The sequence below is a fragment of the Phormidium sp. CCY1219 genome, from assembly GCF_035615515.1.
GTDB lineage: Bacteria > Cyanobacteriota > Cyanobacteriia > Cyanobacteriales > Laspinemataceae > CCY1219.
In genome coordinates, this window is the sequence record NZ_JAJENT010000270.1 from 1 (window position 1) to 14,021 (window position 14,021).

The window sequence follows — 14,021 nt, forward strand, 5'->3', positions numbered from 1 at the left end:
GCGACGAACGCGATGATGTAGCAGACGGTGGCGGTGAGCAGAGTTGGAATCATCAGCACGCCGAACCAGCCGATGTAAAGGCGGTTTTCGGTGCTAGCGACCCACTCGCAGAACCGGTCCCACAGATTGGCGCTTTCGCGCTGCTGTAAAGTGGTCGTCATAGTTCTTATGATTGCTATTTGGTTTTCAAGGTTATGATGTTTCCTATATTAACGACATTGTTAAGGTTTGTAAAGGGTTTTCAGCCACAGGAATCTTAATCAGTCTGATAAGTAATAGTTATGAAAGCTGGGGGACGGGCTGCGAGTGCGGGGAAAAGTGGCTCTAAACAACGGCGGGGACGAGCAGAAAGCCCGTCCCCACCGTGGAAGCGATTGCCCTCGGATAACACCGAGACATTATTTATTGTTGGCTTGGGCGTCGCGCACGGCGGCGATGAAAAACAACACAGCGCCAGGAATACTCAGAGCCAGAATAATGGTATCGATCGTGGTACCGAGATCCGGATTTCCAGAAGCGAGTTCAAAAATCGAACCCACGGCTGCGATCGCGGCGATGCAAGAAGCGGCCAGAAAAAGTCCACTTTTCGGAGTAACTGCCATATTAATGCAAGAGGGGTGAAGTGATCGTCGAAACATTACCAACAGGGAGCGTGAAGTTTCCTACCCAATCAGAGCCAGAAGAACTTCACCCGAGAATATCGGCATCAAAGCTAAGCAAAGGGTTGAACCGCTTTAGAGGAGAATCCATGTTTGGCCAACTCCTGAGTCAGCATCAGTTGATTTTCCACGCGATCGACAAACAACACGCCGGTGAGGTGATCCATTTCATGTTGAATGCAACGGGACAACAGACCTTTGACATTTAACTTGCTCGGACGACCGCGATCGTCTTTATAAGAAACTTCGATCGCTTCTGGGCGTTTCACATCTAAATAAACCCCCGGAATGCTGAGACATCCTTCTTGATAGAGGGTATCGTCGCCCCTGAATTTTTTAATCGTCGGATTGATCAACACCACCGGCGGAGTGGCGGGGTTTTCCGGGTCGCAGTCTACCACGATGATTTGTTTTTGCACCGCCACTTGGGGTGCTGCCAAACCAATGCCATCAGCGCTGTACATGGTTTGCAGCATTTCCTTGACCAATTGGCGTACATTGTCATCCACGCGAGAGACCCGCTTTGCATTTTGACGCAAAGCGCGATCGCCGAGATAGCAAATCTCGCGCGGAGGCTGTTCTAACTTTGTCTTTTCGACGAGAATGGAAGAGGTCATAGGTATTTGGATTGCGGTTCCAGGCTACAGTTCAAAATAATTGCTATCTTTTTCGATCTTACTCGATCGCTCGATTGCCGTCAGCTCTCCCCATCGGCTCAGGGATGGGGATATCCGAAAACTCGGGGCGATCGCGAAAGCTAAATCAGCTTTCGCGATCGCCCCTACCGAGAAATCCCGGCAAACCTACGAGGCATTATTGATCAGTTGTATCGTAGCCGCCGGAATGGCTGTGGGATCCTCGTAACCCGTCCCCGGGAGGAGGTTAAACACGATAAATTCCGTCAGCGCCTCATTCGGCAACCCTGCCGCAATGCCATCATCCACCGGATTAATCGTAATCGGCACCGACTCTTGAGCCACCGGAATGGTGACGCTGCCTTGATTGGTGACCGGATCGAAGCCCGGGAGGCTGCTGGTGTCGTAGTCCTCCCCTGGCGTTGCGGCATTCGCCACCGTGGTATCGATCTCGTAATTAACCGTGATAGGGTTGGCACTTCCGCCAAAGCGAGAGATATTTAAAGCGCCCGTAATATCGTCACCCACTTCCGACGCCAGAGGATCGGCAACCCCGAATAAGAGCTGTGAGGTTTCGTCATCCAAAAAGGTGACAGTAGCTTGTTGGTTATTCTGCTCGGAAGCCAGAGCATACTCTCCCCCAGGGGCAGAAGCTAAACGAAACCGCGCAATTTCATTGGGTTCGCGCACCGCATCATCTTGCGGCGTCACGCTCAAGGTTTTGGTGGCCGTGCCATCGGCACCCACATCGCTGGGATTAAACGTGACGCTGGTACCGCTGACGGTGAAATCGTCACCTTGAGTGGCTGAACCGCCCAAATTCAAGTCTACGGTAATGGGTGCCGTAATGCCCCCGGTGAGGGTAACTGTCAAGGTGGAAGTATTGGCAGGGTCATTTTCTGCCAGTCGGGCATTGCTCGCCGCGATCGAAACCGTAGGCACATCATCATCGACAATCGTCACCGTGGCCGAATTATCTGGTGCCGGACCGACGTTGTAATCCGTGGGATTGGTGGGGGGTTGCACGGTGAGTTCCACGGTTTCGGGTCCTTCTGCATCGGTATCATTAAGCGCCGCCGGAATTTCCACGGGAAGATTAACCGTCGTCTGACCGGCTGGAATGACGACACTGGTGCCGATATTGCTGTAGTCCGTGCCTTCTGTTGCCGTACCCCCGGCGGCAATATTGACCGTTATCCCTCCGGCAGGAGCTGCGAGGTCGCTGGACACCACAAATTGACCCGTATTGGTGGGGTCTCCTTCGTCGGCTTCATCGTCGGCGGCACTGACGGTAATCGTCGGCACATCATCATCCAAAATACTGACTGTGGCACTATTCGGCGTGCCCAGGGTTGCAGTGCCGGAGGGAGTGCCCAAGGATAACTGAATGTTTTCCGTGCCTTCGATCGCGGTATCGTCAACCCCCGTAATGGTGTAGGTCTTGGGTGAGACATCGCGATCGGCGAAGACAATCTGAGCGGGTAAATCGTCGGTGTAGTCGGTATTGCGGGTGGCGTTGGGAGTGCCGGCTCCGATATTTAACGGAACCGTGACCTGTCCGGAACTGCCGCCGACTCGTTGCACTTCTACGGTGACGGTGCCGCCGTTTTCGTCGAGGCTGTATTGGGCTTGGTTAAACTGAATTATCCCGGCGTTATCGATATCGACGATGTTCAGGGTGGCGCTAGTGGTGCCCCCGAGAGTGGCTCCGTTGGTGGGATTGGAAAGCGTCAACTCCACGGTTTCGGTGGGGTTGGCGTCAACGACACCATCATCGATGACGGTTAGGGGCACGCTCGCCGAATTTTGCCCATCGGGGATGTTGACCGTGAGGGGGAAATTGGTATTTTCAAAGTCATCCCCTGCCGTAGCGGTTCCCCCAGTAATGCTGACGGTGACGCTGACATCTCCTTGAGTACCATTGACGCGACTGATGGTAATCTGTGGGGTGCCGTTCTCGTTGACGGTGTAAGTGGCGGTACTAAATTGCAAGGTTCCCGGTTGTTGCGGTGGTTGCGGTGGTTGCGGTGGTTGCGGTGGTTGCGGTTGTTGCGGTGGCGTGGGGATTGGTCCGAGGGTGGGGGGTGGTAAGGGGGTGCCGTCTTCTGCCGGGGGTTCCGGGGCCGGTGGGGGTTCGGGGGGAAGGAAGTCTTCTCGGGTAATGTTGCTGACGTTGATATTCTGCAAGACGGTAATTGCGCCGGTTAAGGAGTCGAGAATGACGGTGTTATTGGCGTTTTCGCCGACGCCTTGCCGGATGATGAGTTGCTCGAAGGTGGTTCCTTGGGTAAATTCGAGGAAGTCTACGCCATCGGTAAAGTCGGTGACGAAGTTGGTGGCGGTTTGCAAAAAGTCTCCGGTTCCGGGGGCGAGGGCAAAGCGATCGGATCCTTCTCCGCCGGTGAGGGTATTGAGACCTAAATCGCCGAAGAGGAAGTCATCGCCTAAATCGCCGAAGAGGATGTCGTTGCCTTGACCGCCTCGGACGGTATCGTTGTTTTGTCCGCCATATACGGTGTCGTCGCCTTGGTTGCCGTTGGTGAAGTCGTTGCCTTGGTTGGCAAAAATCAAATCGTTGCCTTCGCCGCCGTTTACGCGATCGTCGCCTATGTCGCCGTAGAGGAGGTCGTTGCCGAGGTCGCCGAAGATGTCGTCGCTGTCTTTACCGCCGTAGATCGTATCGATTCCCTGACCACCAAATATCAGGTCAACGCCAGTGTTGCCGAAGAGCAGGTCGTTGCCTTGATTGCCGAAGATTTGGTCGTTGCCTTGTGCGCCGAATGCGGTGTCGTCTCCTTCGCCTGCGATCAGGACGTCACTACCGCCGAGGTTGAGTCCGATGAGAAAGGGGTCGGCGGTGGGGTCGCTTGGGTTTTCTCCGCGCAGGAGGTCGTTGCCTATCCCTCCATCGATGCGATCGCTGCCTTGGTTGCCATCGAGTAAATCGTTGCCGGCTTCGCCGAATATCTCGTCGTTGCCATCTCCACCCGATGCCGCATCGTCTCCTTCGCCGCCAAATATCCGATCGTCTCCAGTGTCGCCGGCAAGCAGGTCGTTGCCTGTGCCGCCGATCGCTACATCGTTGCCTTCAGCGCCATTAATGGTGTCGCTGCCGGCTTCGCCATCGAGGCGATCGCTGCCTTGGTTGCCGTCGATGTCGTCGTTTCCCCCTCCGCCTAAGATAACATCGTTGCCGAACCCTTCCAGAAGCGGCGTGCCATCGTTGCTAAAGTCGCCACACAGGCGATCGTTTCCTTCTCCTCCGTCTAGGGTGTCGTCTCCTGCACCGCCATAAACTGTATCGTCATCGTCGTTCCCACTCAGGCGATCGTTGTCGGTGTTTCCCAGTAAGGAGTCGTTCCCACTGTTCCCCTGGATGGTATCTTCACTGAGGGCACCAATTATGGTATCGTCTCCGCTTTCTCCTTGAATGATTTCCTGGAGCGATAAATCTAAAAAAATGCCTGGCTCTTGTTGGCTTCTCGCCCCTAGGAGGGTCTCTTCCTCTATCTGCTCTCTGAGATTTTGCCCGCTATTGAAATTGACAAATAAATTAGATCCGCTATTCCCTGCCATGTTTGGAACTCCTAACTTTACAAAACCGTAAATTCAACTTGGGAAGTTTATGTGAGGCTCTCAGCGCGTGCGGATCGATTTAAGAGAGGGTAGATGCCGCTTTTGCGTTTTGTAACCGATGGTCAGCGGCGATCGCTCGCTACCATTGAGATGCACTCGTTCTATCTTGCTTACAGATGAAAACAATCCCTCGGACTGTTTCCCTTGCCTAACATTTGGAACCTCTATCTATTCCAGCTAAACTGTAAACGCTCTTGAACATCAGATTGTCACCCTTGTGTCAACTACACTGAATCTTTATCTGAGTTGGCGATCGACGAAAATCGAATAATTTTGCCGCTCGTTCAACACTCCGGACAACCTTGGGGCATAATTCAAAATGGCCAAATTACTCCCTAACTTCCATTAACCCACTGACCCAACAAAATCTATCCCTACAGCTTGATAACCGTAGCGATGAGCGGGAAGGAAGTTGTTTCCCCAGAGCCGACACTCTAAGGTTCATCAGAGTATCTTGAGGTTGATTATACCCAACTCAGGGAAAAATCTTATCAGGCTGGTTGGGGTTTTCGGCAAATTAGGGCGATCCGAGGGGGCGCTCGCCAGGAAAAAGCATGTCTGCGTCTTTCCACCTGCTTCTCTAAATTTTATCTGTCGCCGGAACCGTTCATCAAAATCATCCTTTTTGAAATTTCTGCAAAAAATAGAGTATTCTGGCCAATTCAGGGGATAAAATCCAAACAATATTATAGATTTTTTGATGATTAAAATATTTTTACCGAAAACAACAAATAGCCAATATTTCGATTTCGTAGATTTACGATTTCCCCGAATAAAGTACCCTGTTTGGATAACAATTGACAGAGAGGATGACCTGACACTGTTTGAAGGCGGATACAGAAGCCTCTATCATCCTATTTTTTTAATGGGATTTGGGAGATAGGTTGCTAGAAAAACAGCTAATTTTTCCCGCTTAACAGGTGGGAAAGTTCTGGCGGCGTCACTTGGAGAAAAGTGGTGAAGTTGGCCGACGAGAAACGGCAATAAAATTGGGTGGACGCTTGTCCACCCAATGGTTTGTGGCAAGGAACAGGAAGTCCGGAGCCAGTACCGTCTAGGGATGAAAATTAAATGCGCGATCGCTTACCGTTGCCAGTGTGCATCTAGCAATGCTTGGGCGCGAGGTTTGAAAATCAGATAGAACAACGCCTCTAGATAACGCAACAAATCCTCGCGATTTTCCTTAGAAGTGTAATTCCAGAAACCGTAGATTTTCGAGAGGGAAAGCAAGCGCGAGGTGTGAATCTTCCAGGTGTAGGTACTGTAAACGCGCTCGATCGCGCGCTGGGAAATTTCCTCCCAATAATGCGGACTTTGGTCGCACTTGGAAACGAAATCCAGGATTTTCTCGGCAGTTTCTTCCACGTTCGTCGGGTTAATGTAAAACCCATTTTTCTTGTCTTGAATGATTTCCAACGGTCCACCAAACTGAGTAGCAAAGGTGGGCAAACCGGAAATCATGGCTTCCAAAATGGTCAAACCGAAGGCTTCAAACAGTGCCGGTTGGACGAAAACGCCGTGGCGATCGGCGATGACGCGGTAGATTTCGCCGGAGTCGGATTTCGGGAGACGCACCCCCAACCAGCGAATTTTCCCGTACAGATCGTAGTGCTCGATGATGTTGTACAGTTTTTGCATTTCGCTGAGTTCTTCGGAATCAGTGGATTCCTCCGCGCGTAATTTACCCGCCACCAAAATCAGGTTGCAGTGTTCTTGCAGCGCTTCGCTTTGACCGAAGCACTCTGCCAAACCGGTGAGGTTCTTGATCCGGTCGAGGCGGGCCATCGAGAAAATGGGGCGCTTGCTCGGATCCTCAAGTTTGCCGAACACTTGGGTGGGGTCTTCCAGGGTAAACAGCAATTCCTCGAGCCGTTCGCGATCGCTGAGGATGCGATCGTCGGTCCGGGTATAGGGGAAGTACACCGCTTCGTTCACTCCCGGGGGCACCACGTTGAACTTAGGTGAGAAGAGTTCGATGCCCTTGACCACATGATACAGATCGGGCATGGTGAAGCAATCGTATGATTCGTACTGTCCGACGCTATCGGGGGTTCCCACAATTTCTTGATAGGTACTACTGATGACGAAGTTTGCCGCATTCATGGCAATCAAATCAGCCGTAAATTGCAGGGAAAAGTGATATTGATTCTCTAAGTCTTGCCAGTACAAGTTACTGAAGAGGTACTTAGATTTTTCCAGGGCATGGGCAATATTGCATTGGGTGACTTTCAGGCGACGTGCCAGGAGGAATGCCACTAAGTTCCCATCAGAGTAGTTCCCGACGACGAGATCGGGTTTGCCTTCAAATTCTGCGAGGAGTTCTTTTTCTGCGTCTAGGGCGTAGGTTTCCAAATAAGGCCAGATTTCAAATCGCGAAATCCAGTTTTGGGTCATGTTGGGATTGAATTCGCGGAAGGGAATGCGCAGAATCCAGCCGTTTTCGGTGCCGCGTATTTTTTCCAGGCGTTGGTTGCAGCGGGTGCCTTCGGCGTTGGGAATCAAACGGGATAAAACGATGGTTTTCGGATAAACGCCCAACACGTCTAATCCGGCGAGTTTGAATTCTTCTTCGAGTTGCTTCTCTAAACTGCGCGCTTGATCGAGGACGTAGACCACTTGCCCCCCGGTGTCGGGACGCCCTAGCACTCCTTCTTGTCCAAACCAACCGTGAACGGAAACGAGAACCACGCGAAAGATCATCGGGATGCGCGAGACGAACGATTCGAGCACGGCATCGTCTGGGGAGTCAATCAGTTCGTCGAGAATTTCGAGGGTTTCGCCCACTCGACCGGCGGTGTTGCCCCAACCGGGTTCAAATCCGAGGTCTTGCAACTGAAAGCGAAAATCGACGTAGGGTTTGTCCTCGGGCAAATCGCCGACAAAGGCGATCGCATCTTTAATTTTATCGGACAATTCCCGCCGATTTTTAATCCGATGGTTAATCAGCAGTTGCTGCCCATTATATTGATGGAGGTTCAAAAATTCATAGAGCAGTTCGAGCCACTTGCGCCCATCTTGGAACAGTTTGCTGGAAAGATAGCGGTTGAGAAACTGAACGCCTTTGCCGATGTTTTTGGGGTCGCGAATGGTGGGAGAATAGTCGTAAAATGGCGCGAAGTCCAGTTCGAGGACATCTCCTTCTGTGGGTCGGTAGCGGTTAACGATCCGATCGCGCACGTCGAGCAAATCTTGAATGCTCATCGGTTCGACGGTTAAATCGTCCCAGATCCGAAACACTTGCTGCGAGGCAATCTTGGATCGCACGATCGCGCAGATGCTTTCGTCTTCCAGGATAATCTCCTGGGTGTAGTCAATCAGTTTGCCAAGATACGATGACTTATAAAAATATCCCGCCTTTTCATGTTGGCTACAGTAATCGGCAAACGCGCGTACAATATCATTTCGCAGAAAATACCGCTGGTCTGAGCCGCGTAATTCGCTGATAAACTGGCGCAGATCGATTTTTTCATCGCATTTTAGGACGGACTTAATCAGGTCGGACATTCCAACTCCTTTGCTGCACAACAAGACGATAAGAGTTCACACAAATTAAAGGGCAATCTGTGCATAGATTGCCTCTTCCTCTGGGGGAAGATTGCACGCGATCGCTACCCACTTCGTTTACAAACCTTGATAAAATTGTCCGTATTTCTGCCCAAACTAGCGGATAAACGGCTCAATTAGTCTCAGATTTCCCGTTACTCCTTCGGTTAGCTCCCTGGCACTACTCTTCCAACCCGATCGGTTAATATTTCGTTCGAACCACTGGCTCAGGGCAAATCAATTTGCTCCACTAGATATCGACCGGGATTGCCGGATTGGCATTCACGCCTGCTTCTTCTCACCGGGCGTGCTTTCGGTTGCCCCGGGTCTCGCGGACGCAAAATTCCTCCTGTTCAACTACTCTACCAATTAATTGGGTGGATTACATCTTTTTCCCTGCCAATCGAGCATATTTTTTCTCTTGGATCCCTCGATTGTTTCTCCGTTGCGCGAAAATGGGGTACCGAAAGCTGATGCCGACGCCGAAGCGATCGCGGATCGCTCAAACCCCCACCATGATGCAGCGGTTGTCAGTCTGTATTGTCCGCATCTGTGGCATTTCGCCGCCCCTCAATCCCGACGATCCTCCCTCGCCTCCTGTGGGTTTCCTTCCTCGCCGCCTTCGGCGTAGGTGTCGGCGCGCTCATCAGGCAGTGTGTTTTCGAAGGGCGCAAGTGTTCCACCGATTCCCCTTCCCGGGAATTCCTTGGGTTTTCCCTGCCTTTCCCTCGGCGGTTTTGATGACGAGGCATGTTTTGCCTGGGGTCTGCTCGAAAATATCCGCACTAGCAAAGGTCGATCCGAAATCGCAAGGGGTTGCAAAGGCGATCGCCCTCCATCGGCAATCTCAATCCAGGGTAGTGGCTTTTCCGGGCTTTGTCTTCCCACAGAGGGATAAATTTCGGCAGCTTTTACCCCCCGCACCTAACCCGATGTCTGGAAACGATCGCACAACCCATTCCTTAGTTTTCCAAATCCCGGCGTCTTTCTTTGGGCCTATTTCTTCAGAGATAATCTCCCCACCGTTCCAATATCTTTCTTCAGATTGATGTCTGTTCTGTAACCAATTCCTTAAAATTAAAAGCAAGCAAAACAATTCAGGAACTTAAATAGGTTTATGAAACTCACCAATAAATTTTCCAAGGTTATTAGTGCTGGAGTTCTCGGCGCTAGTTTGGCGTTCTTGCCTTTCAACCTGCCGGCATCGGCTCAGGTAGATGATGTTTATGAAACCCCGCGAGAAGAAGTTGCCGAACTAGAATATGAAGACAACGATAACTGGGGTGCTTGGGGGTTACTCGGATTATTCGGTTTGCTCGGTTTAGCGGGTCTCGGCGGTAAAAAACGCCATGAGGAACATACCGTTTATGCCGATCCAGCTCGAGAGCGAGAAGGAGTTGGCACGCGCTCCACTTATCGCTAATTCCTCTAGGGTGAGCATTGCTCACCCTACCTGGGGGTCGGGGCATTTGAGAATGGCGAAAGAATGTCACCTCGGTTGTCGGTTATGAATCCGACTCGCGATCGCGCATTAAGCGATGAAATTGCTCCGAGTGACGCAGGCTATCAAAGCCGGCATCAGCTAAGGCGCGATGGCGATATTCTTCGGCATTTATACGCAAGGCTTGGCGCAAATTGTCCATCACCCGATCGCCTTGTCCGAGTGCGGCATAACAGCAGGCGATCGCATACCACGCTTCTGCAGATTGCGGATTAATAGAGATAGAGCGCTCATAACAGGCAATCGCTTCTTCATACCGTCCTAAATTCTGGAGCAAGTCGCCGCGATCGCACCAGATCCACTCATCATTCGGTGCCAATTCTAAGGCTTTTTCCCAGGAGGCGATCGCTTCTTCAGTTTGTCCCAAACAAGCCATTGCGTGACCGCGATAAATCCAAGAATCCGGAGAATTGGGCTGAAGCTTCAACGCCTTATTAAAACTGGCGATCGCCCGCTCGTATTCCCCAATTGTCTCTAACAAAAACCCCCGATTAAACAATGCAATCGGGTCATTTTCTTCTAATTCTAATGCTTTTTCCCAACTGGCCAATGCCTCTTGATAGCGCTCTAAATCGAACAGGGCATTCCCGCGATTCGTCCAGGCTTCGTGATTGTCGGGATTAATTTCTAACGCTTTATCGTAAGAGGCGATCGCTTCGGAGGCGCGATTCAAGGAAGCCAGAGAAATCCCGCGATTAAACCAAGCAAACTCATTATTTGGCGAGAGTTCCAAGGCGCGATCGTAACTTGCCACCGAAGCTTCGTATTGCCTTGATTTTCCCAAAGCATTGCCTCGCGCCACCCAGAGCATACTCAAATTCGGTTGGCTTTTTATCGCCTCATCGTAGCAGACGATCGCCTCTTCATAACGCCCCAAATCAAACAATAAATTGCCGCGATCGTGCCACGCGGCAAAATAATCTGGTTTTAACTCTAGGGCGCGATCGAAGCTGGCCATTGCTTCATCATACGCGCCTCGTGCCACGAGCATGACGCCTTGGTTCGTCAAGGCGATATACTCCTCGGGTTCGTCTTCCACGGGTGGATAATTGGGATGAGTCATGGGGGGACTTGCCGCGATCGCAGTGTTGACGTTATCTTAACAAGCGGATGCAAGGAGACTCCTGATGGTTGGATATCCCCCTCCCGGTGGGGCATTCCCCAAAAGCAGCAGGGGAGTGGTGCGGCTTTGGGGAGACAATCGGGCAAATTTTCACCCCAGGGGCGATCGCTCAATCATAAAATAAAATTCAATTAATCCTTACATCAACGACCGAAATCGCTCGTCGGCGCGCAACCCTTCAAACTCCGGATTTTGTGCCACGATCGCCCGGTATTCATCCGGATGAATATAAATCGCTTCTTGCAAACAGGCGATCGCCCCCTCAGTTTCCCCCTGTCGGGCATAACAGCGCCCTTGTTCGTACCAAATTTCCGGATCTTGGTGGTGAATTGTCAGGGCTTTCTGAAAACTCCTCATCGCTTCATCATACCGCTGCAACTGAGTCAAAGCTATGCCCAGGGAACACCACACCCAACTGGTTAAGCGTTCGTATTCCTCTCCCCAGTGTTGCCAATCCGGCGTACACTCCAAGGCGCGATCGTAGCTGGCGATCGCTTCATCATAACGCCCCAGGTGACGCAGGGCATTGCCCCGTTGATACCACACCCAATAACTCTCGGGCCTCAACAAACTGGCTTGTTCGTAACTCGCAGCGGCTTTGGCATGGGCATCGCAATCCTGCAGGGCGATCCCGCGATCGTACCAGACGAAATAATCCTCGGGGTCGAGTTCCAAGGATCGATCGTAACTGGCGATCGCCCCTAGGGAATCTCCCAGCAAATCGAGCACTTTTCCCCGGCGATACCAGGCCCGCGCCGCGTCGGGTTTCAATTCCACGGCGCGATCGTAGCAGATGGCAGCTTCTTCATACCGGGCGGCAAAGTTTAAGGCGTCGGCGCGACGATACCAGGCCCAGAAATCATCGGGTCGAATGGCGATCGCCGTTTCATAGCTTTGCGCCGCTTCCAAGTAGCGACTGGCATCCCCCAGGGTGTTGCCCCTTTCGTACCAGGCCCAGTAATCCTCGGGGCGAATCTCTAAGGCGCGATCGTAACTGGCGATCGCTTCGTCGTAACATTGCCTTTTGAGCAAACTGCCGCCCCTTTCGTACCAGGCCCAATAGTCTTTTGGCCTACTTTGCAAGGCTTTGTCATAACTGGCAACTGCTTCTTCATATCGCCCCAATTCATCCAAAACGTTGCCAATCTGATACCAGGTCCAATAATCTTGCGGTTGATACTCTAACGCTCTGTCATAGCTGGCAAGGGCGTCTTCGTAACGACGCATATCTCGCATGGCGCTGCCGAGTTGGTACCATTCCCAGTAGCTATCCGGTCGGCATTCTAGGGGTCTTTCGTAAATCGACATCACTTGATTCATAGCTTATCTGTGGTGGTTGGAAAATCGCTTCGCTCCCTCCTAAAAATTAGGATACTGCGAGAAAACCTCACTTGGATCGGTAAAATTACTTTGATTGTCATCAAAAGATGTGAAACAAAGGGCAGAAAAAACAGTAGAATGAGCGACCAACCCAACTTACAATCCAGAACCGAACGCGACTCGATGGGAGAACGGGAAATCCCCGCCGATGCGTACTATGGCATTCAAACCCTGCGGGCAATGGAAAATTTTCCCATCAGCGGGATTAAACCCCTGCCAACCTATGTGGATGCCTGTGTGCTGATTAAAAAAGCAACGGCGATCGCCAATGCGGAACTCGGCTGCATCCCGCAAGACATTGGGGATGCGATCGTTCGCGCGGCGGATGAAATCCTCGAGGGTTCCTTACGCGACCAATTTGTGGTGGATGTTTATCAAGCTGGGGCGGGCACCTCCCATCACATGAACGTGAATGAAGTCCTGGCGAATCGCGCCCTGGAACTACTCGGAGACAAAAAAGGCAATTACCAGCGCGTCAGTCCCAACGATGCGGTAAACTACGGTCAATCCACTAATGATGTGATTCCTACAGCCATTCGGATCGGCAGTTTGCTGGCACTGCAGCGTCACCTTTATCCGGCGATGGCTGATGCGATCGCGATTTGCGATCGTAAAGCTAGTGAATTCCACGATGTGGTTAAATCTGGCAGAACCCACATGCAAGATGCAGTGCCGGTGCGTCTGGGGGAATCTTTCCGCGCTTGGGCGCAAATCCTTACCGAACATGTCATCCGCGTGGAAGCGGCGGCGAAAGAACTGACGATTCTCGGCATCGGCGGGAGTGCTACGGGGACGGGGTTAAATACTCACCCTCAGTATCGCGATCGCGTGGTGAATGTCCTCTCGGGCTTGATTCGCATTCCGTTACGACCGGCTTTACATTTGATGGCGGCGATGCAAAGCATGGGTCCGTTTGTGAATATGTCCGGCGCATTACGCAATTTGGCCCAAGATTGCGTGAAAATTTCCCACGATTTGCGTTTGATGGACTCCGGTCCGAATACGGGCCTGAAGGAAATTCAGTTACCGCCGGTTCAACCTGGATCCTCGATTATGCCCGGAAAGTACAATCCGGTGATGGCGGAGATGACTTCGATGGTCTGTTTCCAGGTGATGGGCTATGATAGCGCGATCGCTTTGGCCGCACAAGCGGGTCAGTTGGAACTGAATGTGATGATGCCCCTGATTGCTTACAATCTCATCCACAGCATTGAAATCCTGGGCAATACCATTCAAGCCCTCAGCGATCGCTGTCTCCCGGATATTACCGCCAAGCGCGATCGCTGCGAAGCATACGCCGAAAGCAGTTTGGCTCTCGTCACCGCCCTCAACCCGCACATCGGCTATCTCGACGCCGCCGCCGTTGCGAAGGAATCTCTCGAAACCGGCAAGTCCCTGCGCCAAATCGTCCTCGATCGCGGTCTGATGAATGAAGAAGAACTCTCCCGGGTTCTCGATTTGCAGAAAATGAGCGCTCGTCCAGGCACGATTTGAAAATTGAAAATTGACAATTGAGAATTGAGAATTGAGAATTTATCTTTTCT

General features: G+C 51.7%; 9 protein-coding genes and 1 pseudogene. 3 read left to right on the forward strand and 7 right to left on the reverse strand.

The annotated features are described in order from the left end of the window. The 5 genes and pseudogenes from LKK83_RS03465 to LKK83_RS03485 form a co-directional block, all read right to left on the reverse strand. Positions 1-161, reverse strand: a pseudogene (locus LKK83_RS03465) (photosystem II q(b) protein); the annotation flags it as partial. A 237-nt stretch (positions 162-398) separates the two neighbouring features. Further along, on the reverse strand, positions 399-602 hold the full coding sequence (locus LKK83_RS03470) for a hypothetical protein (RefSeq protein WP_324629457.1): 204 nt from the start codon (positions 600-602) through the stop codon (positions 399-401). Between the two features lie 110 nt (positions 603-712). Next, positions 713-1,276 (reverse strand): peptide deformylase, encoded by a 564-nt coding sequence (def, locus tag LKK83_RS03475; RefSeq protein WP_324629458.1) that lies wholly within the window; start codon positions 1,274-1,276, stop codon positions 713-715. Positions 1,277-1,462: 186 nt separating this feature from the next. Continuing rightward, positions 1,463-4,870, reverse strand: a complete 3,408-nt coding sequence (locus LKK83_RS03480; RefSeq protein ID WP_324629459.1) for a Calx-beta domain-containing protein — start codon at positions 4,868-4,870, stop codon at positions 1,463-1,465. 1,143 nt (positions 4,871-6,013) lie between these two features. Then, the gene (locus LKK83_RS03485) at positions 6,014-8,434 is read right to left on the reverse strand and encodes a sucrose synthase (protein ID WP_324629460.1); all 2,421 of its coding nucleotides are present in this window, start codon (positions 8,432-8,434) and stop codon (positions 6,014-6,016) included. 460 nt (positions 8,435-8,894) lie between these two features. On the opposite strand from LKK83_RS03485, the gene LKK83_RS03490 reads away from it, so the two are divergent. Together LKK83_RS03490 and LKK83_RS03495 are read left to right on the forward strand one after the other, a co-directional pair. Continuing rightward, positions 8,895-9,104: a hypothetical protein gene (locus tag LKK83_RS03490; protein ID WP_324629461.1), complete on the forward strand. Its 210-nt coding sequence runs from the start codon at positions 8,895-8,897 to the stop codon at positions 9,102-9,104. Positions 9,105-9,590: 486 nt separating this feature from the next. Then, positions 9,591-9,896 carry a WGxxGxxG family protein gene (locus LKK83_RS03495; RefSeq protein ID WP_324629462.1) on the forward strand — a complete coding sequence of 102 codons (306 nt, stop codon included), beginning with the start codon at positions 9,591-9,593 and terminating at the stop codon, positions 9,894-9,896. Between the two features lie 82 nt (positions 9,897-9,978). Here LKK83_RS03495 and LKK83_RS03500 read toward each other — a convergent pair whose 3' ends face one another. Both LKK83_RS03500 and LKK83_RS03505 read right to left on the reverse strand, forming a co-directional pair. Beyond that, complete coding sequence (locus LKK83_RS03500; protein WP_324629463.1) at positions 9,979-11,037, reverse strand: tetratricopeptide repeat protein; 1,059 nt, start codon at positions 11,035-11,037, stop codon at positions 9,979-9,981. Positions 11,038-11,235: 198 nt separating this feature from the next. Next, a complete protein-coding gene (locus LKK83_RS03505) occupies positions 11,236-12,417 on the reverse strand; it encodes a tetratricopeptide repeat protein (RefSeq protein ID WP_324629464.1) in 1,182 nt (393 codons plus the stop codon). Positions 12,418-12,555: 138 nt separating this feature from the next. Here LKK83_RS03505 and LKK83_RS03510 point away from each other — a divergent pair, with 138 nt between their 5' ends. Further along, entirely contained in the window at positions 12,556-13,971 is a 1,416-nt protein-coding gene (locus tag LKK83_RS03510) for an aspartate ammonia-lyase (protein WP_324629465.1), read from the forward strand. The last annotated feature ends 50 nt before the right edge of the window (positions 13,972-14,021 follow it).